Source organism: Xanthomonas sp. WHRI 7065 (assembly GCF_040203115.2).
Classification (GTDB): Bacteria; Pseudomonadota; Gammaproteobacteria; order Xanthomonadales; family Xanthomonadaceae; genus Xanthomonas; species Xanthomonas arboricola.
In genome coordinates, this window is record NZ_CP168194.1 from 2,267,956 (window position 1) to 2,294,201 (window position 26,246).

At 64.3% G+C, this 26,246-nt stretch carries 21 protein-coding genes and 2 pseudogenes; 8 read left to right on the forward strand and 15 right to left on the reverse strand.

Annotated features, from left to right (window positions below; all coding sequences use genetic code 11):
• Nucleotides 1-87 precede the first annotated feature (87 nt).
• From ABQY64_RS09730 to ABQY64_RS09770, 9 genes and pseudogenes are all read right to left on the reverse strand, one after another.
• Nucleotides 88-621, reverse strand: a complete 534-nt coding sequence (locus ABQY64_RS09730) for a hypothetical protein (protein WP_102584576.1) — start codon at nucleotides 619-621, stop codon at nucleotides 88-90.
• A 300-nt stretch (nucleotides 622-921) separates the two neighbouring features.
• Nucleotides 922-3,057 (reverse strand): annotated as a pseudogene (locus ABQY64_RS09735) (methyl-accepting chemotaxis protein); the annotation flags it as partial.
• Nucleotides 3,058-3,553: 496 nt separating this feature from the next.
• Complete coding sequence (locus tag ABQY64_RS09740; protein ID WP_349780718.1) at nucleotides 3,554-5,563, reverse strand: chemotaxis protein CheA; 2,010 nt, start codon at nucleotides 5,561-5,563, stop codon at nucleotides 3,554-3,556.
• Between the two features lie 33 nt (nucleotides 5,564-5,596).
• Complete coding sequence (locus ABQY64_RS09745; RefSeq protein ID WP_002806565.1) at nucleotides 5,597-5,962, reverse strand: response regulator; 366 nt, start codon at nucleotides 5,960-5,962, stop codon at nucleotides 5,597-5,599.
• Nucleotides 5,959-6,267 (reverse strand): lipid asymmetry maintenance protein MlaB, encoded by a 309-nt coding sequence (locus tag ABQY64_RS09750; protein ID WP_039521431.1) that lies wholly within the window; start codon nucleotides 6,265-6,267, stop codon nucleotides 5,959-5,961. Before ABQY64_RS09750 ends, ABQY64_RS09745 begins: the two co-directional genes overlap by 4 nt.
• A 103-nt stretch (nucleotides 6,268-6,370) precedes the next feature.
• Nucleotides 6,371-7,717, reverse strand: coding sequence for a chemotaxis protein CheW (locus ABQY64_RS09755; protein ID WP_166773559.1), 1,347 nt, complete (start codon nucleotides 7,715-7,717; stop codon nucleotides 6,371-6,373).
• Entirely contained in the window at nucleotides 7,714-8,496 is a 783-nt protein-coding gene (locus tag ABQY64_RS09760; RefSeq protein ID WP_024937682.1) for a ParA family protein, read from the reverse strand. The genes ABQY64_RS09755 and ABQY64_RS09760 overlap by 4 nt, the downstream gene beginning before the upstream one ends.
• 1 nt (nucleotide 8,497) lies before the next feature.
• Nucleotides 8,498-9,472, reverse strand: a complete 975-nt coding sequence (gene motD / locus ABQY64_RS09765; protein ID WP_039515497.1) for a flagellar motor protein MotD — start codon at nucleotides 9,470-9,472, stop codon at nucleotides 8,498-8,500.
• A 7-nt stretch (nucleotides 9,473-9,479) separates the two neighbouring features.
• Nucleotides 9,480-10,220, reverse strand: a complete 741-nt coding sequence (locus ABQY64_RS09770; protein ID WP_026064871.1) for a flagellar motor protein — start codon at nucleotides 10,218-10,220, stop codon at nucleotides 9,480-9,482.
• 643 nt (nucleotides 10,221-10,863) lie between these two features.
• On the opposite strand from ABQY64_RS09770, the gene ABQY64_RS09775 reads away from it, so the two are divergent.
• The 8 genes and pseudogenes from ABQY64_RS09775 (at nucleotide 10,864) to ABQY64_RS09810 (ending at nucleotide 19,235) form a co-directional block, all read left to right on the forward strand.
• The gene (locus ABQY64_RS09775) at nucleotides 10,864-14,019 is read left to right on the forward strand and encodes a TonB-dependent receptor (RefSeq protein ID WP_349780727.1); all 3,156 of its coding nucleotides are present in this window, start codon (nucleotides 10,864-10,866) and stop codon (nucleotides 14,017-14,019) included.
• Between the two features lie 90 nt (nucleotides 14,020-14,109).
• Nucleotides 14,110-14,349, forward strand: a pseudogene (locus ABQY64_RS09780) (integrase core domain-containing protein); the annotation flags it as partial.
• Nucleotides 14,350-14,436: 87 nt separating this feature from the next.
• Entirely contained in the window at nucleotides 14,437-15,201 is a 765-nt protein-coding gene (locus tag ABQY64_RS09785; RefSeq protein ID WP_349780720.1) for a hypothetical protein, read from the forward strand.
• Nucleotides 15,202-15,228: 27 nt separating this feature from the next.
• Nucleotides 15,229-15,939 carry a hypothetical protein gene (locus tag ABQY64_RS09790; protein WP_349780721.1) on the forward strand — a complete coding sequence of 237 codons (711 nt, stop codon included), beginning with the start codon at nucleotides 15,229-15,231 and terminating at the stop codon, nucleotides 15,937-15,939.
• A 423-nt stretch (nucleotides 15,940-16,362) separates the two neighbouring features.
• On the forward strand, nucleotides 16,363-16,632 hold the full coding sequence (locus ABQY64_RS09795) for a hypothetical protein (protein WP_349780722.1): 270 nt from the start codon (nucleotides 16,363-16,365) through the stop codon (nucleotides 16,630-16,632).
• Nucleotides 16,629-17,045: a SymE family type I addiction module toxin gene (locus ABQY64_RS09800; protein WP_349780723.1), complete on the forward strand. Its 417-nt coding sequence runs from the start codon at nucleotides 16,629-16,631 to the stop codon at nucleotides 17,043-17,045. Before ABQY64_RS09795 ends, ABQY64_RS09800 begins: the two co-directional genes overlap by 4 nt.
• Nucleotides 17,046-17,130: 85 nt before the next feature.
• Nucleotides 17,131-17,769, forward strand: coding sequence for a hypothetical protein (locus ABQY64_RS09805; RefSeq protein ID WP_349780724.1), 639 nt, complete (start codon nucleotides 17,131-17,133; stop codon nucleotides 17,767-17,769).
• A gap of 356 nt (nucleotides 17,770-18,125) precedes the next feature.
• The gene (locus tag ABQY64_RS09810; protein ID WP_349780725.1) at nucleotides 18,126-19,235 is read left to right on the forward strand and encodes a serine hydrolase domain-containing protein; all 1,110 of its coding nucleotides are present in this window, start codon (nucleotides 18,126-18,128) and stop codon (nucleotides 19,233-19,235) included.
• A gap of 271 nt (nucleotides 19,236-19,506) precedes the next feature.
• Here ABQY64_RS09810 and ABQY64_RS09815 read toward each other — a convergent pair whose 3' ends face one another.
• Genes ABQY64_RS09815 through flhF form a run of 6 tightly spaced genes read right to left on the reverse strand, consistent with a single transcriptional unit; the run spans nucleotide 19,507 to nucleotide 25,524 of the window.
• The gene (locus ABQY64_RS09815) at nucleotides 19,507-21,159 is read right to left on the reverse strand and encodes a chemotaxis protein CheA (protein WP_016904945.1); all 1,653 of its coding nucleotides are present in this window, start codon (nucleotides 21,157-21,159) and stop codon (nucleotides 19,507-19,509) included.
• A 2-nt stretch (nucleotides 21,160-21,161) separates the two neighbouring features.
• Nucleotides 21,162-21,788: a protein phosphatase CheZ gene (locus ABQY64_RS09820; RefSeq protein WP_016904946.1), complete on the reverse strand. Its 627-nt coding sequence runs from the start codon at nucleotides 21,786-21,788 to the stop codon at nucleotides 21,162-21,164.
• Nucleotides 21,788-22,180, reverse strand: coding sequence for a chemotaxis response regulator CheY (gene cheY, locus ABQY64_RS09825; protein WP_002813536.1), 393 nt, complete (start codon nucleotides 22,178-22,180; stop codon nucleotides 21,788-21,790). Before cheY ends, ABQY64_RS09820 begins: the two co-directional genes overlap by 1 nt.
• A gap of 35 nt (nucleotides 22,181-22,215) precedes the next feature.
• Complete coding sequence (locus ABQY64_RS09830; RefSeq protein WP_024937674.1) at nucleotides 22,216-22,983, reverse strand: RNA polymerase sigma factor FliA; 768 nt, start codon at nucleotides 22,981-22,983, stop codon at nucleotides 22,216-22,218.
• Nucleotides 22,980-23,864, reverse strand: coding sequence for a MinD/ParA family protein (locus ABQY64_RS09835; RefSeq protein ID WP_010374294.1), 885 nt, complete (start codon nucleotides 23,862-23,864; stop codon nucleotides 22,980-22,982). Before ABQY64_RS09835 ends, ABQY64_RS09830 begins: the two co-directional genes overlap by 4 nt.
• Nucleotides 23,851-25,524, reverse strand: coding sequence for a flagellar biosynthesis protein FlhF (flhF, locus tag ABQY64_RS09840; RefSeq protein ID WP_349780726.1), 1,674 nt, complete (start codon nucleotides 25,522-25,524; stop codon nucleotides 23,851-23,853). Before flhF ends, ABQY64_RS09835 begins: the two co-directional genes overlap by 14 nt.
• Nucleotides 25,525-26,246 lie beyond the last annotated feature (722 nt).

The following is a 26,246-nucleotide window of genomic DNA, read 5'->3' on the forward strand; positions in this document are numbered from 1 at the left end:
GCCGCGTGGTGTGGCGCAGCGCCGGGCTGGCTAACCGGGAATGCTGCAACGCCGCTGCGGCCACCGGGCTCGCAGTGCGGGCAGTGCTCAGTTGCGTTGCGTGTTGCCCACGCTGGCTACCGACTGCTGCAGGGTCTGCAGTTCGGTCCACAGCAGTTGGCGCGTGTCGCCGGCATGGCCCAGCGACAGGGCCTGCGCAGACTGCAGGTCGCCATCGTGCAGGGCGCGATTGGCCTGCCGATGTTGCGCCAGGTACTGGCCCAACTGCTGCTGCACCAGCGCGAACTGGCGCGCCTGTTCGCCCTGCGGCGCGCTGGCCTGAAAATAGCCCGCATGCCGTGCAATGCGTTGACGCAGGTTGCCCAGGCGCTCGTCATAGGCCTCGATGCGGGCAGGGTCGTGCGCTGCGGCAAGCTGCGCCCGCTGGTCGTCGCGCAACTGCACCAGGTCGATGGCCAGCGACTGCAGCGCGCTCATCGGCACGTTGTCCAGCAGGACCGAGACCGGCGCGGCCGGTGCTGCGAAGGACGGCGGCAACGAGACGCTGGCAACCAGCAGCGCGACGGCGAACACCGAGCCCAGCATGTGGCGGGCAGAGCGTGGTGAGTTGACGGTAGGCATGCGGACTTCCTTGGACGTAGCGCGGGCCAGGCAGCCCTCATTGCTCCTGGTATCGGCCGCCGAAGCTTGTGCTTGATCACCTTTCGACCAACGGCAGCAGTGCCTGGCGATCGCGGGGGTGGTGTGGTCCGTCTGCGAGTCGCTGCCGGATGGCAAAACGCCCCGACAGGATCAGGGCGTTTCGGGTGTCGATGCCGACGTGTCAAGCCGGACAGGGCGTTTGCTTCTCTCCGCGGTAGAAGGTGGTGTGCAGCACCGGACGAGGGGACGGAGGCAGGTTCCTGCGGCTTAAACCACCGTCAGATGCCGCGGGGCGGGTGTGCGGCTTGCCGACGGCAGTGCCGCGTTCGGCTGGATCTTGAAGATCGCTACCGCATCGGAGAGCTGCCCGGCCTGTGCTTCCATTGCGCGGGCGGCGGCGGTGGCTTCTTCCACCAATGCCGCGTTCTGCTGGGTGGCCTGGTCCATCTGCGTCACGGTCAGGTTGACCTGTTCGATGCCGGCCGACTGTTCCTGCGAGGCGGCGGAGATCTCGCTCATGATGTCGGTGACACGCTGCACGCTGGCCACGATCTCGGTCATGGTGGTGCCGGCCTGATTCACCAGCACCGAGCCTTCGGCGACCTTGCCCACCGAGTCGTCGATCAGCTGCTTGATCTCCTTGGCCGCACCGGCCGAGCGCTGCGCCAACGTGCGCACTTCGCTGGCCACAACCGCAAAGCCACGGCCCTGTTCGCCGGCACGCGCTGCCTCCACCGCCGCATTCAAGGCCAGGATATTGGTCTGGAAGGCGATGCCGTCGATGACGCTGATGATGTCGGCGATCTTCCTGGACGACGCCTGGATGTCGGCCATCGTGGCGACGACCTTGCTGACCACCTCGCCACCTTGCGAGGCAACGCCGGCTGCGCCGATCGCCAACTGGTTGGCCTGGCGGGCGCCTTCGGCATTCTGCTTGACGGTGGAAGTCAGCTCCTCCATCGAGGCGGCGGTTTCTTCCAGGTTGGCCGCCTGCTGCTCGGTGCGCTGCGACAGGTCGTTGTTGCCGGCGGCGATGTCGCTGGCGGCCGCATTGATCGAGGTGGTGGCGTGCTGGATGCGCCCGACGATGCCGGACAACTGCTCGGTGGTGGCGTTGGCGTCATCGCGCATCTGCGCGAACACACCGTGGAACTGGCCGTGCATGCGCTCGGTCAGGTCGCCGGCGGCAATCGCCTGCAGCACCTTGGACAGGGCACCCAGGTTGCCATCGGCAGTGGCCATCAGCTGGTTGAGGCTCTCCACCATGGCCAGGAAGTCGTACTGGAAGCGCTGCGTATCGCCACGCACGCTGAAATCGCCGTTGGCTGCGGCCTGGGCCAGCAACTTGATCTCGCTGTTCATCGCAAACAGGTTGCGCTTGACCGCGTCCATGGTGTCGCAGAGCACGGCCTTCTCGCCGGGCAGGCGGTCCATGTCCTGGCTCAGGTCGCCGATGGCATAGCGCGACATGATCTGCGCCAGCTTCATCTTCACTGCGATATGCGAATCGACCAGGGCATTGGTGTCGCGCACCATGCTGCCGTATTCGCCGGGAAACACCGCTTCGTCCATGCGGAAGCTGATCTGCCCGTCGTCGTGGCGGCGCGCCATGTCCTGCTGTGCGGCGGCAACCGCCTTGAGCTGGTCCTGCATGCCACGCATGCTGGTCAACAACTGGCCGGGTTCATCGCCAGGCTGCGGGCCGATCGGGTTGTCCAGCTTGCCGTGCGCGATGGCGTCGGCGACCTGGGTGGCCTGGGTCAACGGACGCACCAGGCTGCTCGAGATCAGCCAGGCCAGTGCGGCGGCCAGGCCGGCCGACAACAGACCGAAGGCGATCAACGCGCGGTTGGCCAGCGCCACGCTGCCGAGGATGGCGGCGGCACCGGCGGCGTTCTGCGCGTTCTGCAGTTCCACCGCGGCGCCAATCGCCTTGGAGCGGCGCTCCAGCAACGGCTGTGCTTCGCCGCGCAACAGCTGCTTGGCGCCATCTAGATCGCCGCTGCGGATCATGCCGAGCAGACGGTTGTTGGTGGCGCGGGCGGCGGTGAGGCTGTCTTCGATGGTCTGGCGTGCACGCATGCCATCGGCGGTGGTCGGCAGGCGTTTCAGCGCAGCCCACAACTCGGCGTAGTGCGCGCGATTGGCCTTGAGCTGTGCGTCGATGGCGGGCTGTTGCTGCGGCGAGGCCAGCATGAAGTCGCGGATGTAACGCTCGCCCAGCATATTGCTCTCGCGCATCTGGTTGAGCAGCTGCGCCTTGCGGTTGTTGATCTCGATGATGATCGAGACCTGGTTCTTGACGGTCTTGAATTCGTACAGCGCCAGGCTGGTCGAACCGGCCAGCAGGACGATCAGCAACGCAAATGCCACCGCCAGGCGTCGCCCGACGTTGAGGGAGTGCAGAAATTTCATGGTGTTCTCGGGAGGGAGGGAGGTGAAGAACTACAGCGGTAGCGTTCGCTAGCCGGCTTTCTTGAGCTTGCCGGCGTCTGCCCGCCCGCTTGCGTTCTTTAGATGTGACGCGCTGCGCAGTGCGCGTGTGGAGAGCGGGGTGAGGAACGAGCTGACCTGAGCTCACGTTGCAGATCGCGGACGGCCAACGCTGAGCACGCCGCGCGCAGGCAGGCGTGCTCACCCACAGGCAGACAGGCAGCAAAAACAGGTCACACAGACGCAGCAACGACAAAGCCCCGGCATCGCTGCCAGGGCTCTGTCGTTGCCGCACAAAGTGGCGGCCTGGGTGCTTCGAGTCCCTCTCCTGCGGGAGAGGGGTAGTGCGAGGGTAACGGCGCAGCTGCGTGTAACTCCGACTGCGCGTGGCTGTGCTCGTACCCTCATCCGCCCCTTCGGGGCACCTTCTCCTGGTGGGAGAAGGGATCACATTGCAGTTCTTGCGTGGCTTGGCGTCTCATGCGGCCTGCGGCACGCGCAGCGAGCGCACCAGTCCACCGATGTCCACGATCAGCGAGACCCGTCCATCGCCCAGGATGGTGGCGCCGGACACGCCCGGGATGCGGCGGTAATTGTTCTCGATGTTCTTGACCACCACCTGTTGCTGGCCGAGCAGTTCGTCCACTTCCAGCGCGATCTTCTGGCCATCGCCTTCGACCACCACCACCAGCGGTTCCTGCGAGGACTGCTGCCCGCCGAAGCCGTAGTAATCGGTGAGCGACAGGATCGGCAGGTACTCGCCGCGGACCCGCAGCACCCGGCCGTCGCCGGCCATCGAGCGGATGTCTTCCGGTGCCGGCTGCAGGGCTTCGAGCACATAGGCCAGCGGCAGGATCAGGGTTTCGCCGGCCACCGACACGGTCATGCCGTCGAGGATGGCCAGGGTCAGCGGCAGACGGATCAGCACGCGGGTACCGCTTCCGGCGTTGCTTTCCAGCTGCACTTCGCCACCCAGGCCCTGGATGTTGCGGCGGACCACGTCCATGCCCACGCCACGGCCGGACAGATCGGTCACTGCATCGGCGGTGGAGAAGCCCGGTGCGAAGATCAGATCCCACACCTGCGCATCGGTCGGGTTGTCCGGCACGGCGATGCCGCGTTCGGCCGCTTTTTCCAGGATCTTGGCGCGATTGAGGCCACGGCCGTCGTCGCTGACTTCGATCACGATATGGCCGCCCTGATGCGAGGCCGCCAGGGTAATCGTGCCGGTCTCGTCCTTGCCGGAGGCGCGGCGCGCATCGGGCATTTCCAGACCGTGGTCGATCGAGTTGCGCACCAGGTGCACCAACGGATCGGCAATCTTTTCGATCAGGCCCTTGTCCAGCTCGGTACCTTCGCCGATGGTGCGCAGGCGCACCTGCTTGCCGAGGCGGCTGGAGAGGTCGCGGACCAGGCGCGGGAAGCGGCGGAACACCGCATCCACCGGCAGCATGCGCACGCCGATGACCGCTTCCTGCAGGTCGCGGGTATTGCGTTCGAGCAGATCCAGGCCGGCGAACAGCTGTTCGGCGTGCGCCGGATCCAGGCCGGTGGAGACCTGCTTGAGCATGGCCTGCGTGATGACCAGCTCGCCAACCAGATTGATCAACGCATCGACTTTGTCGACGCTGACGCGGATCGAGGTTTCCGCTTCGGCCGCGGCGGCCTTGGCGGGCGTGGCGGCAGCAGCGGCGGTAGGTTCGGCAGCGGCGGCGGGTGCCGCAGCGACAGCGACCGGCGCCGCGACAACGGCTTCAACGGCCAGGCTCGGCGGCGGGCCGGGCACCGCCATCGGGCGGATGTCCAGCTCGCAATCGTCCACCACCCAGGCGAAGGTATCTTCGATCTTGCTGCGCGGAATCTTGCCGATCAGGCCCAGATCCCAGGCCAGGTAGGCTTCAAGCGGGTCGATGTTCTCAAAGCCCGGCATGCGCTCCAGGCGCGCAGCAATCTGCAGCGGGCCCAGGTGCTCGAGCTCGCGGATGATGCGCAGCGGGTCGTTGCCGCTCATGAACAGCGACGGCGCCGGGGTGAATCCGATATGCCAGGCTTCGGGTTCTTCTTCCTTCGGCTTGGCGACCGCAGCGGCGGTCGGCGCTTCGCCGGCCAGCACGGCGTTCAAGCGGGTATGCACGGCCTTGACCGCGGCCGGGTCGGCCGGGGTGCCGTGTTCGGCTTCGCGCAGCAGGGCGCGCAGCACGTCGACCGAGCCGAGCATGGCATCGACCGCATTGGGTTCGAGCTGGCGCTTGTTGGAGCGCAGCTCGTCCAGCAGCGTCTCCAGCACGTGGGTCAGGCCGGCGACGGATTCGAAACCGAAGGTGGCCGCGCCGCCCTTGATCGAGTGCGCAGCGCGGAACACCGAGTTGATGATTTCCGGGTCGCGGTTGCCCTCTTCAAGGGACAACAGCCCGGCCTCCATCGCGTCCAGCCCTTCGCGGCTTTCCTCGAAAAAGGTGGCGTGGAAACGTTGCAGGTCCATGCTCATGGGCGTGAGATCCGATGGTGAAGCGAGTAAGGATTAACCCAGAACTTTCTGGACGGTGGCGATCAGCTGTTCCGGATTGAACGGCTTGACCAGCCAGCCGGTGGCACCGGCGGCCTTGCCTTCGGACTTCTTGTCGGCCGCCGACTCGGTGGTGAGCATCAGCATCGGGGTGAACTTGTAGTCCGGCAGCTGGCGCAGCTCGCGGATCAGCGAGATGCCGTCCATGTTGGGCATGTTCACGTCGGTCACCACCGCATTGAAGCGTTGGCCCTTCGCGCGGCCCAGCGCAACGGCGCCGTCCTCGGCTTCTTCGACGGCAAAGCCGGCAGAGGTGAGGGCGAAAGAGACCATCTGGCGCATTGACGCCGAATCGTCCACCACCAAGATACGTGCGCTCATGCGGCGTTCTCCACAGATTTCAGGTTGTCATTGGATGCGGAAAGTCCGAGCGCGTCGGTGACGCCGAGCAGACGGGCCGCATCTCTAAAAGTGTCGTTGCAGCCATCGAATTCGGTATGCAAGCCCGCCTGGCGGCGCGTCTGCACAAAGGCGCAGAGCAACTGCACGCTGGCGGTATGGATGCGCCGGACGTCGCCGGCATTGAGCACCAGGTCGCCGTCCTGGGTCAGGAACGCGGCAAGCTTCTGCTTGAGGTCGGCGCTGGTCTCGATGCCGAGATCCTCACCCAATGTCACTGTGCTCATTGTTGCTCCGAACGGATGGTTCTATGCGTACTAACGGCGGGGGGCGGGAAAGCTTTAACGCTGAATCGTTGCGCGTGCAGGTGCGCGTCAGCTGCGCGCTGGATCAATGCAGCAGATGGCTGGCATCGAGCAGGATCATCGGCTGATGGCCCAGCCGCGCGACGCCGCGGAACAGGTTGTTGGAAATGCGGCACAGGCGGGCGTTGTCCGGCGGCTCGATCTGCTGGTCGGTCAGGCTGGTGACGTCTTCCACCGCCGACACGCGCAGGCCCATGGTCTCGCCGTTTTCTTCCAGCACCACCACGCGCGTCTGCAGATCCATGTTGATCGGCGCCGAGCCCAGATGCATACCCAGATCGATCACCGGCACCACCTGGCCACGCAGGTTCATGATGCCGAGCATCGCGCTGGCAGTGCCGCGCAGTGGCAGCAGCGGTACCGGCAGTACCACTTCCTGCACCTTGAGCAATTCGAGCGCATAGGTCTGCTCGCCGCAGCGCAGGCGCAGCCAGCGCGTACTGCGTTCGCTGGCGCGCCGCTCGGCCTGGATGTGCTCGGCCTGGCCGGGAGCCAGCAGTGCCTGCAGGCCTTGCGGGTAGATCGGCGGCGGCGGCGCGCGGTGCGGTGCCTGCATCGGTGCCGGCGCAGGCCGCGCCGGTGCCGGCGGGGCAGGTGCGGCATCGGCAAAGGCCGGGTCGGCATCCATCTCCGACAGCAGATCGGCCGCCAGCAGGTCCGCGCCGGAGGCCGCCGTGGCGAAGGCCGGGTCGGCGTCCATTTCGGCCATCAGGTCGGCCGTGCTCATGAACGGGCTGGGTGCAGCGGTGGCAAAGGCCGGGTCGGCATCCATTTCGGCGAGGAAGTCGGCGGCGATGTCCGCGGCGCTGGGTGCGGCAACCACCGGCGGCCCAAAGGCCGGGTCGGCATCCATTTCGGCCAGGAAATCGGCAGCAATGTCCGCGGCGCTGGGTGCGGCGACCACCGGCGGCCCGAAGGCCGGGTCGGCATCCATTTCGGCGAGGAAGTCGGCGGCGATGTCCGCGGCGCTGGGTGCGGCAACCACCGGCGGCCCGAAGGCCGGGTCGGCATCCATTTCGGCGAGGAAGTCGGCAGCGATGTCCGCGGCGCTGGGTGCGGCGACCACTGGCGGCCCGAAGGCCGGGTCGGCATCCATTTCGGCGAGGAAATCGGCGGCGATCGCGTCGGCGCTCAGCACCGCGGCAATCGCGTTGGACGTCGCCGCTTCCGACACAGCGGCGGCTTCGGGAGCCGCGGCAGCCTGCACCGGCGGCTCGGCCAGCGCGAGGTCTGTGTCCGCAGGCGCCGGAGTTTCGCTGGCAGCAGGGGCGGCAGTGGCCGCAGCAGCCGGGGCGGGGATCTCGACGCCGGCGTCGTGCAACAGGCCTTCCAGATAATCGTCCAGCTCACCGTTGGCGGTGTGGTTGCTCATGCAGCTTGCTCCATACGCATCGCGTCATCGGCTAGCACCCATTCCAGCGCGCGGCGATAGGCGGACAGGCCGCGGCCCTGGTAGTCGCCGCCGGTAGCGGGGACGGTCAGTGCGGCGGCATTGCAGATTCGGGTATCCACCGGCACCGCGTCTTCCCAGACGACGGCGCCGTAGGTGTCCTGCATCTCCTTGAGTGTCTCGGTGCCGGCGCGGGTGCGACGGTCGAACAGGGTCGGCAGGATCGACACCGGCAGCGCGCGGCGACGCGAGCGCTGCACCATGTCGGCAGTCCGCACCATGCTGGCCAGGCCATGCAGTGCCAGCGGCTCGGCCTGGGTCGGCACCACCACGCGGTCGCAGGCGGCCAGCGCGTTGATCATCAGCAGGCCGAGCGTGGGCGGGCAGTCGAGCAGGATGTAGTCGTGCTGGCCGGCATGCCGGGTCATCGCGTTCTGCAGCGCCAGGCCCAGGCCGGGCTGGTTGGCGCTGCGGCGTTCCAGCGTGGCCAGTGCGGCTTGTGCGCACACATAGGACAGGCCGGGGATGGCGCTTTCATGGGCCAGGCTGGCCAGGTCGCTCGGCGGGGTGCCGAACAGGTCCAGCACACCGCGCGGCGGCGGGTCGATCGCCACACCGAACGCGCGGGTGAGGGAGGAGTGCGGATCGAGGTCGATCAACAATACCCGGTGGCCGAGCGCGGCCAGGCCGCGACCCAATGCCAGCGTCGTGGTGGTCTTGCCGACGCCGCCCTTTTGGTTGGCGATTGCCCAGATACGCATCTCACTGCACTCCTTGAATTACGGCGGGGACGGAACTTGTGCCGCTTTCGGTGGTGACGGCCGTTTGGCCGCCGTCAGACTTGGGAAGCTTGGGCGCCCCGGCGGCGGTCGCATGCATCTGCGATGGCGGATCGGGTGCGAGTGAGCCAGCCGAGTCAGCGAGGATGATCAACACCACACGCCGGTTCGCATTCCGTCCCGCCTCAGTGCTGTTATCGGCACGTGCGCGGAATTCTCCATAGCCCACCATCGCCAATCGTTGCGGGGCGACGCCGTCGTCGGCAAACAGGTGCACCACGCTGGCGGCGCGCGCGGCCGACAGCTCCCAGTTGGAGGGGAACTGTGCGGTGGCGATCGGCTGGTTGTCGGTATACCCCTCCACGCGCACGCCATTGGGCGCATCGCGCAGCACCGCGGCCAGCGCCGACAGGGTGCCGCGGGCGCTGCCGGCCAGCGAGGCCGAGCCGGTGCCAAACAGGATGTCGCTGTTGATCTCCACCTCGATCCACAGGTCGTTGCGGCGGATGGTGATGAGTTTCTGCTCGATCAGCGGCGCCAGCGTCTTGCTCAGCTGCTGGGCCACCGCATCCATCTGCCGCTGCGCGCGCGCCAGCTGCGCCTGGTTGCGCAGCGACACCGGCATGCGCATCTGCGCGGCCATCGACGGCAGCAGGGTGGGGTCGGTCGGCCCGCTGGAGGCGGCCATTGGCGCGCCGGCCTTGATCACCGAGGGGCGGTCGTAATCGGCGCCCAGGGTCTGGGTTTTGCCGATCTGCACCGGGCTGGCGGCAGTGGACGAGCCGCCGAAAGCGGTGGTCAGCGCCTGCGCCATGACCTTGTACTTGCCCTCGTTGAGCGAGGAGATCGCGTACATCACCACGAAGAACGCCAGCAGCAGCGTCATCAGATCGGCATACGGGATCGCCCACGCTTCGTGGTTGCCATGGTCTTCGTGATGTTTGCGACGGCGGGCCATGACGGGACTAATGCAAGTATCCGGCCAATTTCGACTCGATGTTGCGCGGGTTCTCGCCCTGGGCGATCGCGATCAGGCCTTCGATGGCCATTTCGCGCTCGTTGGTGCTGCAGTGGATGACGCTCTTGAGCTTGGCGGCGACCGGCAGGAACAGCAGATTGGCCGAGGCGATGCCGTAGATGGTGGCGGTGAACGCCGCGGCGATGCCATGGCCGAGCATGGCCGGGTCGGCCAGGTTCTTCATCACCGCCATCAGCCCCAGCACCGCGCCGATGATGCCCAGCGTGGGCGCATAGATGCCCATGCCTTCGAACACCTTGGCCGCGGCAAGATCCTGACGCTCCTGGTTATCCATTTCGATCTCGAGCATGTGCCGCATGGATTCGGGCTCCACGCCATCGACCAGCATCTGCAGGCCCTTGCGCAGGAACGCGTCGTCCTGGCGCGGGAGCTGGTCTTCCAGGCCCAGCAGGCCCTGGCGGCGGGCGATGTTGCTCCATTCGACGATGCGCGCCAGCAACTGCGGGCGGTCGCTGGCCGGCGGCTGGATCACCCAGCGCAGGATCTTGAAGGCGCGCCGGAAAACTGCCGGCGAGGTGTGCAGCAGGATCGCCGCCACGGTGCCGACGATCACGATCACGAAGGCAGCCGGCGACCACAGCGACGAAATGCCGGCGCCTTTCAACACGCTGCCGCCCACGATCGCCACGATCGCGAGCACCAGTCCGATGATGCTGAGTCTGTCCATGGAAGCGATATCGGCGCGAGCCCGGCGGACTTGATAGGCGCACTCGGTCGATGCGCCAGAAAGTTGTCGTTTTGCGGCATGGGCCGCTTCCACGCTGGCGTCGATGCAGGGTTGACAGGTCATCGGCGCATGCGCTTCCGACCAAGGCGTGTCATCAATGCCGCAGCAGGCCCCGCCGCCCTTGCGCGTGCACGCAGGCAACAAGCGCGCGCATGTTCGGTGTGGCGATCGCGTTGGCGATGGCCGCCAAGCGGCGTGTGGTGGGCGATGCCCTCACGCCGATCCAGCCTCTTGCTGAGCTCGGTGTCAAATAAGGTGCGTGCTGGCGATTCGGCAAACCGCTTGCGTCCGGTTGCGGGCAAGGGTGTGTTGCTTGCAGCGATCACGCTGCTGCAGCCGGCGACGCGGTAGGCCGTGCCATGCCGCGTGCAAGCGTGGCGGGCCGGCCGGCCATCGTGGATGTCCTGCAACGCCGCTGGTCTGTTGCGCGGCAGAATGCGCTGCCGCATCGGCTGTGCTACTTAGCTTTCCACGGCATTAGAACGATCTAATTGCATCTGCGTGGAAGCGGACGCAAGAGGAGGGGGGGCGCAACGGCGCCGGATATTTCTGCGTCACTTCGCGCGGCGTCTTTGTCCGATTGTTGGATCGACAGGAATCCGCCGAAGCCGATCACTATTGGGAGAGCATGATCGAAATGAACTGCATGCCATTCGCACGCAACCGCAGCACGCTGTCCGCCGGTATCGCCATCGTCTTGTTCGCGAGCGCCGCCTCTACCACCGCTGCCGCCCAGCAGGCCGACGCCACGCCGGCGCCCACCGGCCAGGCCGAGGTGCAGGCCACGGACCTGGATGCGGTGACGGTGACCGGCTACCGCTACGCGATCGAAAAAAGTCTGGAGCAGAAGCGCAACGCCAACGCCGTGGTCGATGTGATCACCGCCGAGGACGTGGGCAAGTTCCCCGACAAGAACGTGGCCGATGCGCTGCAGCGCGTGCCCGGCGTGGTCATCAGCCGCGACGGCGGCGAAGGCAAGAATGTCAGTGTGCGCGGCCTGTCCTCGGAGCTGGTGCTGACCGAATTGAACGGCAACTACATCGCCACCGCTGAATCCAACGGCGACCCCACGCGCTCGTTCAACTACACGCTGCTGCCGTCGAACCTGCTGGGCAGCGCGGAGCTGTACAAGACCCCGGAAGCACGCATCGACGAAGGCGGCATCGGCGGCACGGTGATCCTGCAGACGCGGCGCCCGCTGGAACTAGAGCCACATTCCGGCTTCGTCTCGGCCGAGGGCACCTGGTCGGATACCAGCAAGAAGACCGACGGCCAGTTCTCCGCTTCGTACTCGTGGCACGACAAGGACAACCGCTTCGGTGTCTTCGTGGGCTACACGCAGCAGAAGCGCACCGCTCGCACGCTCAATGCCAGTACCGAGAGCTGGCAGTGGTACGGCCGCGACGAAGTCGGCCCGGCGGTCGATGTGAACGGCAATCCGTCGGACTTCAACGCCAACTGGTGGGGCGGTACCGGTTTCTGGGACCAGAACAGCAATTACTACACCGGTTTCATGATGCCGACGGCGGTCAGTCTGGAGGCCAAACGCGAGGAGCGCGAGCGCAAGGGCGGGCAACTGACCTTGCAGTTCAAGCCGACCGACGACCTGACGCTGACCGCGAACTACTTCCGCTTCGACCTGTCGCAGGACTCGCAGACCAATACCATCAAGATTCCCGAGTGGAACATTGCCCGCTATAACGGCGACGGCAACTGGCGCGGCGGCCGTCTGCTCGACGGGCTGCAGTTCGATCCCAGCGGCACGATTGTCACCGGCGCCGCCTACAGCCTGCGTCCGGGCAAGACCTACTATTGCAGCGAGGCGCAGGCCGCCGCGGCCGGCCTGCCACCGGGCGGCTGGGGCTCGGACGATTGCACCGTGCCGACGCCGCAGATCACCGGCAGCTACAACATCGAGAAATCGCAGTCGCAGACGGTGGACCTGGGCGGCGAATGGCGTGGCGAGCAGGTGGACGTGGCGTTCAAGGTCGGCCGCACCTGGGCCAAGGGCGGGCCGGAGCTGCAGTTCTCCCTGCCGATCAAGCCGCGCCTGCAGAACGCCGACGGCAGCTGGAGCAACGGCAACTTCGCCAGCGCCTGGGACCTGACCGGCACGCCGTCCATGACATTCTCGCCGCAGCTGATGCAGAACCTGCGCGACGGCATCCTGCAGGTCGACCTGGGCTCGACCGGCTCGTCCTGGACCCGTAACACCAATCAGCAGCAGTACGCGCAGATCGATACCACCTGGCATTTCGATGGCGAGGTCGTCGACTCGCTGCAGTTCGGCCTCAAGCGTCGCGACGGCGGCATCCACCGCAGTACCGGCAACAACTACTGGGTGTGCCCGGGCACCGACCCGGGCGACTACGACAACCGCTACTGGAACGGGCGCTGCAATGCCATCGCCACCCAGTTCTCGCCGGGCCTGCTGTTCGCGCAGGACAACCTGGCCGGTGGCGTCAACGCCAGTGCGTTCCCGGCGATCAACTTCCCGGGCTACATCGGCTACTTGAACCAGACCTACGGCGCGATGCAGACCCGCAGCGAAGACAACTTCGTCTACAACGTCGACGAGGAGATCTATTCCACCTACCTGCAACTCAACTTCCACACCGAGCGGCTGCGTGGCAACGTCGGCGTGCGGGTGGCGCGCACCGGCCAGCGTGCCGATTCCACCGACAAGGTGACCGCTTACAACGACTACTTCTTCGATGGCGCCGACGGCAATCCGCTGGCCTGCCAGCAGGGCGCCGCCATGCCCGGCGGCGCCCCGGCCGACACCTATTGCGGGACCGAAGGCTACTGGCGTTTGTCCGACAGCGTGCAACGCACCGAGTCGTTCGTGGTCAGCGGGCTGGACCGCAACTACACCGACGTGCTGCCGAGTTTCAACCTGGCCTACGACCTGACCGAGAACCTGCTGCTGCGTGCGGCAGCCGCGAAGGTGATCGCACGTCCCAGCTACAACGACATCGCCGCGCCTGGCAGCCTGGAGTTTTACAGTCCCGAGTACGTGGCCGACCGGCGCCTGACCGGCGGTGCCAGCGAGCAGGGCTGGTACGGCTCGGGCAGCAACAAGAACCTGGAGCCGTACAAGGCCAACCAGTTCGACCTGGGGCTGGAATGGTATTTCCAGCCGGGCTCGGTGGCAGGTGTGGGACTGTTCCGCAAGAACGTGGAGAACTTTGCGGTCGACGTCATCAGCGACGTGAACATGATGGTGGACGGGCAACCGGTCACCGTGCAGAACTACAGCACCCAGGCCGGCGGCCAGGACGCGGTCTCGCAGGGTGTGGAGCTCTACGCGCAGCACACGCTGCCATTCGGTCTTGGTGTGCAGTTCAACTACACCTACAACGACGCCAGCAAGGCGGCGGTGCGGCTGGAGGATGGCACCGAGGTCGGCAAGACCTCCATGCCGGGCAGCGCCAGAAACCAGACCAACCTCACCGTGTTCTACGAGACCGACAGCCTGCTGCTGCGCGCCTCGTACAACCGTCGCGGCGAGCTGGTGCAAGGCCTGGTCAACGGGTTGAACGTCTTTGAGGAGCCGTACTACCAGATCGATCTGAACGCGGCGTACAACATCACCCCGGCGCTCAGCCTCACCGCCTCGGTGCTGAACCTGACCAAGCAGGAGTCCCGCTCGCACCTGGGCGACGACACCCGCGCCCGCTTCTATACCGGCGGATACGCAGGCCGGCTGGCGTACCTGGGGCTGACCTACAAGTTCTAGATGCCAACCTGTCGCGCCCATGCCTGCCGCGCGGCAGACGGTATGGGCGCGACGGTAAAGAAGTGAACTTGGAACCATTATTGAGCCATCGTGGGCAGCGTGGGCGACAGCTATGACAACGCGCTGGCCGAGACGATCAACGGGTTGTACAAGGCCGAGGTGATCTGCCGGCGCTCGTGGCGCAACCGTCAGGACGTGGAACTGGCCACGCTGGATTGGGTTCATTGGTACAACCACAAACGCTTGCTGGGGTCGATCGGGAACATTCCGCCAGCAGAAACCGAAGAGGCTTACTATCGACAACAAGCTGGTTACGCCGAAGTTGCGTGACTCAAATCAAACAGCCTTCCACATTCCCGGGGCGGTTCAAGCTTGTTGTGCAAGAAAATTTTTATATTGAATTGAATGGGCTAAATAATGCATAAGTGTGAAATTTTTTTGGCTGCTGGATCTGACTACATTGATTTCTCACAACATTTCACTACTCGCCACCTGTCACTTGGCTATGAGCATGATGAGCACACCGGACACGTGTTTACAGCCTACAGTCATCACCTAGACCACATTTCGGATCATTACGAATTATCTAACAGAATTTATTCTTTAGAAGTTTTATTAAATGGAGCGCGCAGGATTTCTTTGCGCAGCATAGCAACAATGAGGATAGAGTTTCTAGTTTACAACATGAATGATGTGCGCGGGCAATACGCCATTAGGTCTATTGATGAAAATCCTTTCGCATCTCCCACAATGCCATTAGCTACCACTTCAAATTCAAATCCTACAAGGCACAGTGCGGGTCACTATTTTGACTTGGCCGCCAAAGACGACGCGGTAAGAACGTTACTATTCCTTGCTGGGTTAATATATAAAAGAAGCATCCAGGAGATTATACTTACATGGGGTACTCTTTATAAAATATATGATACCTACAAATGGATGGCTGGAGAATTAGGTGTCGATTTTGAAAGCTACGAAAAAACGCCTGGGGAAATAAGTCGTTTCAGAATTGCGTGCAACAAAATGAGCATTATTGGCCTGAGCGCGCGCCATGGGCTGGAGAAAGCTAGTAAGCCTCCTAAAGACATTCCGATAACAGATCTAGATGAAGCCATATCAATTACCCTGCAGGTCGCTGGCCGTATTTGCAAGGAATATGTAGATGTAAAACACCAGCGGTGAGCAGTATTGAGCGCGCCAGGGACTTTCGTGGGCTACTATATCTTTTTTATGCACATATCGAATGATTCGTTAGATAAATTAATAATCGCTTCTTTTTCGGCACTTTTTGCATTGGTGATTGCCCAAATATCAATTGCATTAAGAAACTACCTCTATACGAACAAGATCATGAAATTGCTTCGGGAGGAATTGAAGGATTTGGAAGTAGAGACAACACGCGTTCTCTACAGTTATGCTCGCGCCCTCCAGCTTTACGCATTAAATGGCATTGAGCCGTCAGCGGTTGTTGGGTTGTCAAATCCTATTTACACAAGTTATTACAAGGATGCCCTTTTAGCATTGAGGCAAAAGCAGAGAATATCACTTCAACTTATTCATGGGCTTGTCGCGGTGCACAACAAAAACCTTGAGCGCTACCAAGATAGAAATGAGGAGGTCATAAAAGATTTTCGTGATAATGGATTGACAGAAAAAACCTCAAAGGCAGCCGAGGAATTGATAACAATGGTGAAGCATGGATATGCTAATTGTGCGATTATAAAGTGGCATATAAGACATCACCTTAATTATAGGAATCCTGACTTATCTGTAGGCACGAATCATCATAAGGAATATTTGAAATTCATGGAATCAGTAAGTGATGAGATTGAAAGAACTATCAATTCGGGCGTCACGATACCGAGGGAAAAATTTGAAAAAGTCTATTCAGAAGAGTGGTTTAAAGGAGGAGGTGGCTGAGATAATTATTCGGGACACTATGCGGATGCGCCTTCTATTTTTGAAATAGCGCTGCCGTAATAGGGTCAGGTGCACTTATCAGGCGACGGCGCTCGGCTCGCGTGGCCTGTATGGAGCTGCGCCAGCGGCGCACACATCCGCGCGAGACCCGCCAGCGTGTATTGACACGCCAGACCGTGTACTTGCAATCTAGGCCCAAGGAGCGTCGAAACTCCTCTAAGAGCGGTACCCACCTCCGTCAAACCGGTGGGTTTTTTGTGCCTGCATCCTGCAGGTACAAGCCGATGCGATGCCTGCGTCGGGAGGGCGGCTAATACAACACCCGCAAGGGGAATACGCCCGCCGGCTCTTAGCGGTTTCGAACCTCCCGACATCCCGTCGCCGTTGGCGGCGGTTCTTGGGTTGTTCCAGGAGGGCGTTGCCATGTCTACCGCACCATCCATGCCGGCATCTGTGCCGGTTGATCTGTTGCCAGCTTCCGCTCACCGCCTGCGGTGGGATATGGGCGATGTGCTGCGCAGGCTCGACGCAAGCACAGGTATTGAGCAGGCGAGTGACCATACTGCGCATCCGCTGAGTCGCCAGCTCGGTGTATTGCCGTACACCTCGCGCCGCCTGTCGGCACGCAGGGCTGTGCCATTGCAGCAGTACGTCGCTGCAACCATCACCCGCCATCACCCGGAGGCGCCATGACACGCCGCCGCCCACCCACGGCATCTGCCAGCGCACGGCCCACCCGCACACGTGCGCGTTCCACACCGCCCAAGCGAGTGCAGTGGGTCGTTGTGGAACCCGACCGCACCAAGCTGCCGCCGATGCTGCCGCCCGACCCGGACGCCTCCCCGCAAGGGCCCGGCACGCTACGCGCACCCCGCCGCGCCCGCCGCCCGCGCCAATGCACCGTCAGCTACACCCATTACCCCGGCGCCCACGACCATGCCGGCGACCAGCACGTGCCCCATGTCCGCCTCAGCGGCCTATGGCTGGAACAACTGGGCTTTGCCATCGGCACCAAGCTGCGCATCACCGCCAGTGAAGGGCAGCTGCTGATGGAGGTGTTACCGCCGGTGGAGGTGCCGGCCAAGGCGCGCAGCGTGCGACGATGATGGTGCGGGTGACAGAGACCTGCGATTGACCTCAGTGCCGCATGCCACTAGCGTCGCAGCCACACCAGCGCACTACGGACGCTTCATGATCGCGCGCCCCCTCTACGCCTTGCTCGCCACCCTGGCTCTGGGAGCTTGCGCCCACGCGGCGGGCGGCGCAGCTCCGGCAACCGTCACGGAGACATCTGCCATGCGTTCCTCATCCGAATCCGCAGCCACTCCCGCTGGCAGTGAACCCAGTAGGCCAATACGAACGGCAGAGGATGCGCTCACCCGCATGCTTGCATTGATTCAAGCAATTCACCGACTGGACGATCTGACACCTGGCTACCTGCAGTCCAAAATGGGGGTTCCGGTGACGCGTGCGGCAGCTGATCCCAAGCGTTATGGCGCCAGTGCTCCGCTTACCAGTGAGTGGGGTTACAGCTTTGGCATGGACCAGACGCCTACTGCGGGGCGTTGGTTCGAGTTCACTTTTATTCCAGCGCAAGCGGGTGCTTCCCCGTCCATGACGGAGATCTGCGGGATCGATTTCGATACGTTTACCAAGAAGCTGGAAAACAACGGGTTTGTACGTCAACGCAACATGGTGGAAGACGGGCGATGGATGAGTGACTTCTTCAGCCGGCCAGGCATGCGCGTGGAGGTGTTTCCACGAGGCGAGGCCGATGCGCCGCAAGAGCGGGTGGAGCACCACTGCGTTGAATGGATCTACATTCGTTAAGCCAAGGCAGATAACGGTTCCAGGTTCACTTCCACGGCAGCCTGGCCGTCGCCCACTTCAAAAGAACGGGGTCAGATTCACTTAAGGAAGTCAACCTGACCCCGAGGTTTGGACCCGTTATTCGACAAATAGCTGCCATTGTTGAATGGCCGGGACTGGTGAAATGCGGAAAGGCTGGTTTCGAAGCAGCTAAAGCGATTCCCGCCGCTTAGCCGTATCACCAAACCGGCGAGAGATTTCTGTATTGCGAGGTGGCGACACCATACAACGTCGCGTATGCGGACAGGAAGCATCCGTCCGAATAGGGTGATAACCTCTGCATGGCTCAAACGCTGATGTTGGAGTAAGGAGTAAAAATGGTCGCCTCAATTAAACGCCGCACTGTTTTGGCTGCGGCATTATCCATGGCGCTGCCGATGCGTAGCTTTGCCAAACCCGGAATTGAAGCTGATAGCGTGTCCTCGGCCCTTCGCCGTCGCGTAGCCGAGGAAAAGCAGGGCACCGGGGCCGTATTGGGGGTGGTACGTGCAGGCGAATTGAAGACCTTCCACTACGGAACGGTTGGCCTAGGTAAACTCCAACAGCCGAATGATCGGTCAGTATTTCAGATCGCCTCGCTAACCAAGATATTCACGGCACTACTACTTGCTGATTGCGTTCAGCGGGGTGAAGTGAATCTCGCCGATCCGCTATCAATGTACATTGCAGTTCCTCCCGCCACCTTCGACGGGAATGAGATCACGCTTCTCGATTTAGCCACTCATACGAGTGGGCTACCACTTCGGCCATTCAGTCGCACCGGCCTCAGTCAAGACAACCCCTACGCCGGCTACACCGAGAGCGATCTTTGTGCTGATTTAGGTCGTGTTCGTCTCACGCGCTTACCGGGGTCGAGTTTTGAATACTCGAATTTTGACTACGCATTATTGGGTTACGCGTTGTCACAGCGCCTTGGCAAAACCTATGCTGACCTCTTGCGGGCTCGCATTCTTGAGCCGCTTCGTATGGACGAGACTACGCTTGCTCCGTCAACGGAGATGCAGCGCCGGGAAATTGGGGGTTACGATGCGGACTTCCACTCGGCTCAACCCTGGGAATTTGGTGCGTTAGCGCCGGCAGGCGGCCTTTTTTCGACGGTAAAGGACCTGTCGAAATTCATGACACTTTGGACAAACAAAGAAAGCGGTCCCCTCTCGCGGGCGGCTTCAATGATGCTGACCGTAGATAGGCCCGGCGATAATACCGATACCAGAATGGGTATCGGCTGGCGGAAGGTCCACCCGGATGGCCAGAGCATAGCTTGGAGCAATGGAAATGGCGGCGGCGTTCGTAGCTTCATGGGCTTCAACGCCGACACGCGCGTCGCCGCAATCGCGTTTATCAACAAAACATCGAGTTTTGGAGTTGACGATATCGCGCTTGGGATGCTTGCGCCAGCTGGCTCGCATGTTCCCCCGTTTTTCTAAAACCCGGGCTGGTTTAAGATGCTTAAATATTAGCTGGATGGGAAATAACGGTTCCAGGTTCACTTCCACGGCAGCCTGACCGTCGCCAAACCGTCGCGCCCATGCCTGCGCGCGCAGCGACATAGATCAACAGCGATGCTGGTAGTGAAACGACAACGGCCGCAGTACGCGGCCGTTGTCATTAGATCAGGCAACCAGGATCGTCTTGACGATTCCCGATTCCCGATTCCCGATTCCCGATTCCCGAATCCCGAATCCCGAATCCCCAACCTCAATGATCGCTGGAACGCAGCCCATCCACATCCAGGATCAGCGCCATGCGGCCGTCGCCGATCAGGGTGGCGCCGGCGTAGCCGGGCAGGCCGCGCAGGGCGCGGGGCAGGGGCTTGATCACCACTTCCTCGCGGCCGCGCACCTGGTCCACCACCAGGCCGAAGCGGGTTTCGCCGGCCTGCAGCAGCACCACGGTCAGTAGCGGCGGTTGTTCGGCAGGCACGCCCAGCCAGCGGCGCAGGTCGATCAGCGGCAGGGTGTGCGAGCGGCGGTCCAGCACGGCGCGGCCGTCGAACCAGCCCAGCGAGGTCTGCGGTGCGTGCAGCACCTCGACCACGCGCGCCAGTGGCAAGGCATAGACCGCTTCGCCGGCCTGCACCAGCAGGGTCGGCAGGATGGCCAGGGTCAGCGGCACGCGGATCATGAAGCGGCTGCCGCGGCCCAGTTCGGACTGGATCTGGATCTGTCCGCTGAGTTCGCGGATGCGCGATTGCACCACGTCCATGCCCACGCCGCGGCCGGAGATGTCGGTGACTTCGGCCTTGGTCGAAAAGCCCGGCATGAAGATCAGGTGCAGGCACTCGTCGGTGCTCAGGCGGGCGGCGGCTTCGGCATCGATCAGGCCCTTGTTGCGGGCGATCTCGCGCAGGCGTTCGGGGTCGATGCCGGCGCCGTCGTCCTGGATCTCGATGCTGACGTAGTCGCCTTCCTGCTGCGCGGACAGGCGCACATGGCCACTGCGCGGCTTGCCGGTGGCTTCGCGCAGGGCCGGCGATTCGATGCCGTGGTCGATCGCGTTGCGCACCAGGTGCACCAGCGGGTCGGCCAGGGCCTCGACCAGGTTGCGGTCCAGTTCCGTCTCGGCGCCGATCAGTTCCAGTTCCACTTCCTTGGACAGCGTGCGCGCGACATCGCGGGCCACCTTGGGGAAGCGTGCGAATACCTTGCTCACCGGTTGCATGCGGGTGCGCATGACCGCGGTCTGCAGGCGCGCGGTGGCGATGTCCAGGGTGCTGACCGCGCGGTCGAGCTCTTCGTCGCGCAGCCGGGTACGCAGGGTCTTGAGACGGTTGCGCGACAGCACCAGTTCGCCGATCAGGTTGACGATGGCGTCCAGGCGCTTGGTGTCCACGCGCACGGTCTGCTCGGCGTCGGCCGCCTTGGCCGCCGCCTTGGGCGCGGCCTTGGCGCCAGGCGCAGCAGCGCCGTGTGCGTCATCGTGTGCGGGTGCTGCGGCAGCGGCCTTGGGCGCGGCCTTGACCGCCGGCGGGCCGCTCTTGGCATCGAACTGCGCAATCAGCGAGGCCGGCGCGTGCGGCACGGTTTCGCCCGAGCCCATCGCATCCAGCATGGCCTGCAGATAATCCAGCGACTGCTGCGCGGCATCGAAGTGATGCGCCTGCAACACCGCCTGGCCGGAGCGCGCCATGCCCAGGGTTTCCTCGGCGGCGTGGCAGAGCTCGACCATCGGCTTGATCGCCAGGAAGCCGGCGCCGCCCTTGAGCGTGTGGAAGCCGCGGAACACCGCGTTGAGCTGGTCGGCTTCGTCCGGTGCCTGTTCCAGCGACACCAGCTGTTCGCCGAGGCGATCCAGGATCTCCTGGGCCTCGACAATGAAATCGGCAGCAATATCGTCTGGAACAGCACTCATGGTTACAGCCCCAATCCGGACAGCAGGTCGTCGGCGTCGTCCTGCGACACCGCGTGACGGTCCAGGCCCTTGACTGCAGGACCGGCAAGACCGCCGTCGTCTTTCTTCGGCTCGGGATTCTTCGGCGGCAGGCCGAGTGCACCGAAGCCCTCGTGCACGCGCCGCACGATCCCGGCCACGCGACGGATGATCTGGCCGCTCAGGTCCTGGTAGCTCTGCGCCAGCGACAGCTCGGTCAGGTTATGGCGCATCTTGTCCATCAGCGCGCCCTGGTCCTGGTTCAGGCCACCGTCGCGCAGCTGGTTGGCCAGCTCGCGGCATTCCTCGACCAGGTCCAGCGTGCGATGGCTGGCCTTCTCGGTCATTTCCACCACGTGGTCCAGGCGCGAGCAGGCATCGTCCAGTTCGCCGGCTTCCTCGGGCACGGTGGGCAACTCGCCCAGCGCCTGCCCGAGTTCGCGCGCGAGCCGGCTCAGGCTCTGCATCATCGGGCGCGTGCGCAGCGCGGCGAGGTGGTCCACCTCGCGCCGCCAGGCGACCTGGTCACCGCTTTCCAGTGCATCGAGCGCGTGCTGCAGGCGCTCGATCAGGGCGGCACGTTCGGCATCGGCTTCCACGGTGGCGTTCATCAGGCGGTCGCCGCCAGACGTTCGAACACCTTGCCCAGCTTCTCTTCCAGCGTCTGTGCGGTGAACGGCTTGATGATGTAGCCGTTCACGCCGCACTGGGCCGCTTCGATGATCTGCTCGCGCTTGGCTTCGGCGGTCACCATCATCACCGGCAGGTGCTTGAGCTTGGCGTCGGCGCGGATGTTGCGCAGCAGGTCGATGCCGGTCATGCCGGGCATGTTCCAGTCGGTGACCACGAAATCGAACGGGCCGGCCCGCAACGCCGCCAATGCGCTGTTGCCGTCTTCGGCCTCTGCGGTATTGGTGAAGCCCAGATCGCCCAACAGATTCTTGACGATACGTCGCATCGTCGAGAAGTCGTCCACGATCAAAATCCGCATGTTCTTGTTCACATCAAGCTCCTAACACTAAAAAATGCGCGAAAAAATCATTCGTCAATTTCGACACCGGCATCGGCCAGTTCGAAGACCTTGAGGCGGCCGCGCAGACGCACCACCGCCTGGCCATGGATCTGGCAGACGCGCGATTCGCTGACACCGAGCACGGCGCCGATTTCTTTCAGGTTCAATTCCTGTTCGTAGTACAGCGATAGCACCAGCTGCTCGCGCTCGGGCAACTGGCCGATGGCCTTGCCCAGCTCGCGGCCGAACTCGCCACGCTCCATCATCTGCTGCGGATTGGGGCCGCCCTTGGCGGTGGTGTCCAGCTCGCCGTGATCCTCGATCCGCGACTCCAGGCTCAGCACCTGACCGCGGGCGGCATCTTCCATCAGACGCAGGTAGTCGGGCAGCGGCATCTCCATCGCGGCGGCCACTTCGGTGGCGGCGGCGGCGCGGCCGGTGTGCTGTTCGATCTTGCGCACGGCGGCGGCGGCGTCGCGTGCGCGGCGGTGCACCGAGCGCGGCACCCAGTCGCCCCGCCGGATCTCGTCGATCATCGAGCCGCGGATGCGGATCGAGGCATAGGTTTCGAACGAGGCGCCCTGTTCGGAGTCGTAACTGCGCGAGGCTTCGATCAGGCCGATCATGCCGGCCTGGATCAGATCGTCCACTTCCACGCTCGCCGGCAGGCGCGCGGCCAGATGGTGGGCGATGCGGCGCACCAGGTCGGCGTGCTGGGTGACGATGTCGTTGGCGTTGTTGCGCTGCACGGCGCGGTACTGCGCGCTGGCCGTGGTTGCGGTAGCGGTGCTCATGCGGCCACTCCCCGTTGGATGATGCGTTCGACGAAGAACTCGACATTGCCGCGCGGCACGGTGGGGGCCTGCCAGCGCGAGGTACGGCGAGCGATTTCTGCAATGGCCTGCGCCGACGGACTGGCGGGGTAGGCCTTGATGACCGGCTGCTGGCGCTGCACCGACAGGCGCAACCAGTCGTCCTGCGGCACGTGGCCGAGGTAGTTCAGCGACACGTCGCCGAGGAATTTTTCGCAGACCCGCGACAGCTTGTCGTACAGCAGGCGGCCCTCGTTGGGGTCGCGCACCATGTTGGCGATGATCTGCAGGCGGTCCACGCCGCGTTCGCGCGAGAGCACCTTGATCAGCGCGTAGGCGTCGGTGATCGAGGCCGGCTCGTCGCAGACCACCACCACGGTGTCCTGGGCGGCCTGGCAGAAGGTCAGCACGCTGTCGGTGATGCCGGCGGCGGTGTCGATGACCATCACGTCCAGGTCGCGCTCCAGTTCGGAGAACACGTTGACCAGGCCGATGTGCTGGGCCGGGGCCAGTTCGGCCATGTGGCGGCGGCCGGACGCGGCCGGGACCACCAGCACGCCGCCGGGGCCTTCGATGATCACTTCGTCCAGCGTGCAGCGGCCGGCGATCAGGTCGGCCAGGGTGTACTTGGGCGACAGGCCCAGCACCACGTCCAGATTGGCCAGGCCCAGGTCGGCGTCCAGCAGCAGGGTGCGCTTGCCCATGTCGGCCAGCGCCACGGCCAGGTTGGCGGAGATGTTGGTTTTACCCACGCCGCCCTTGCCACCGGTCACGGCAATGGTGCGCACCGGGCCCAGGGGCTCGGGACGGGTCGCCGACAGGGGGAAGGCGTTGGTCAGCTTGGCGTATTCACGCGACTGCATGGTTGTGCTCCGGAGTACAGGGCTTATCGGCAGCGCGCCGCAAATCTTCAAGGCGAAGAACGAGACTGGCGGCATTGGCGCGGTGCAGGTCGTCGGGGACCCGCTGTCCGTCAGTCACCCAGGTGATGGGCATTTGGTGATCGACGACGACCGACAGCGCACTACCGAAGCGGCCGGTCTCGTCAAGTTTGGTCAGCACCACGCCCTGGGGCTTGGCGTGGGCGAAGCGGCGCACGACTTCGTCGAGGTCGGAAAAGTGCGCGTTGGCAGGCAGCACCAGCAGCGAAGTGACCTGGTGCGCGGCGCGCAGCCAGTTCAGCTGGGCGGCCAGGGCGCGGTCGCGCTGGCCCATGCCGGCGGTGTCGATCAGCACCAGCTTGTAGTCGCGCAGGCGCTCGAGCAGTTCCAGCAGGCTTTCGGCGCTGTCGGCCTCGTGCACGGCGATGCCGAGCTGACGGCCGTAGCTGTGCAGCTGTTCGCGGCCGCCGACGCGCTGGGTGTCGGTGGTGACCAGGGCCACGTCGCGCGGGGCGTGCTGGGCAGCAAAGCGCTGGGCGAGCTTGGCGATGGTGGTGGTCTTGCCGGCGCCGGTCGGGCCGACCAGGGCGATCACGCCGCCGCGTTCCAGCGGGTCGACCGGGGCCACCGGCAGGCGCTTGGAGAGCAGGCCCAGCATCAGCCCGCGGCCGCGGTGCAATTCGGTATCGGCCGGGATCTGCAGTGCCACGTCGCGGATCAGGCCGGCGTCGAAGCCGTAGTCGTCCATCAGTTCCAGGGCCTGCGCGCGCACCGGCGAACCACGCAGGCGCTCGTCGGTGAGGCGGTTCATTTCGCGCTCGATCATCTGCCGCATCAGCGCCAGCTCGCCACGCAACTGCTTGAGTTCTTCATCGTTCTGCGGCGCCGGGGCGGCGGCAACCGGCACCGCGGCCAGCGCCGGCGGGGCAACCACCAGCGGCGGCAATGCGGCCGGCGGCAGGATCTGCGGCAGCGCGTCCAGGTCGAAGTCGGCGTCGTCGTCCAGCGCGTCCTCGTCCTGGTCGTAGCCGGCCTGCACGGGGGCAGCGGCGGCGGCCATGATCGGGGTCGGGGCCTGCACCGGTGCAGCCTGCACGGCGGCGCGCTGCACCGGCGCGGTGGTCAGGAAATCGGCGAACAGCTGTTCCGGCACGGCCGACAGCGCGTGTTCCTGGCGCGGCGCGGTGGTCACCGCAACGGCGTGGGCCAGGGCCTGGGCGGCGGGCGAGGGGACGGCGGCGCTACGCACCGGTGCGGGCACCTGCGGCTGGCGCGGCACGTTGACCGGCTGGCGCAGCGCCATCGCGGCGATCATGTCTTCGGCGGCGCTGGCAACGCGCTGGCGCTGGCTCGTGCCGGCATCGGCGGCCGGCTTCAGCGGTGCGTGGACCTGTGCGGCTGCTGCTTGCGGGGCCGGGGCCTGCTGTGCCGGGATCGGCGCGGCGGCAACGGCCGGCGTCTCGGAGCGTGCGGTTTCCAGGGCGCGCTGCACGAGTTCTTCGTCGTAGTTGCTGGCAGCGACGATCTCGATGCCTTCAGCGGTGCGGCGATTGGACAGGATCACTGCGTCCGGGCCGTGTTCTTCACGCACCATGCGGAACGCGGTGCGCATGTCCGGGGCAACGAAGCGTTTGATTTTCATGCGAAGTGCCTCCAGGAACGGGACCCGCCGGACGCCGGACGGGTGCGCGATGAATGTCGGTGTGTTGCCAGCGTCATGAGTTGCCTGTCCCGTTCGGTTGTTCCAAGTGCTGCTCTCGCCCCGCAGCGGTGGCGCTGGCTGCGGTCTCGGCAGAGCTAATGCACGCGGCGTGCCAAAACGGGGTGCCGGGGTTCCGGCGCGGGGAGTTGGTGCGTTAGGACGGGGCGGGAGCTGTGTGTCCGGCTGGGTCCGACGGCTTCAAGTCGATGGATTGATTGACTTTTTTCTGGGCCGGCGATGCAGTGGCGTCGTCGTGCGGGCGGATGCGCTGGCGGGCCGAAGGTCGTGCCTGGGCCGCTTGGAATGCCTGGAAACGGCCAGCGCCGTGCAATCGATTGGAGATCCGGACCAGTGGCGGCTTTCCGACGCAGGGTGTGCTGGTCGGTTGCCGGCCTGCTGCCATCGCTGGTCGACGTGGTGGTTAGGTTCGTAGGAGCGCACCTGGGCGCGACGGGCGGTGCCGGTAAAACCTGTCGCGCCCAGGTGCGCTCCTACCTTGGTGGGTGCGCTCCTACGGTGGTGTCGGCGTCCGCGGCGTGTTGTCGGATTGCCTGGCCTATCGTAGGAGCGCACCCGGGCGCGACGGGCTGTGCCGGTAAAGCCTGTCGCGCCCAGGTGCGCTCCTACGGTGGTGTCGGCGTCCGCGGCGTGTTCTCGGGTTG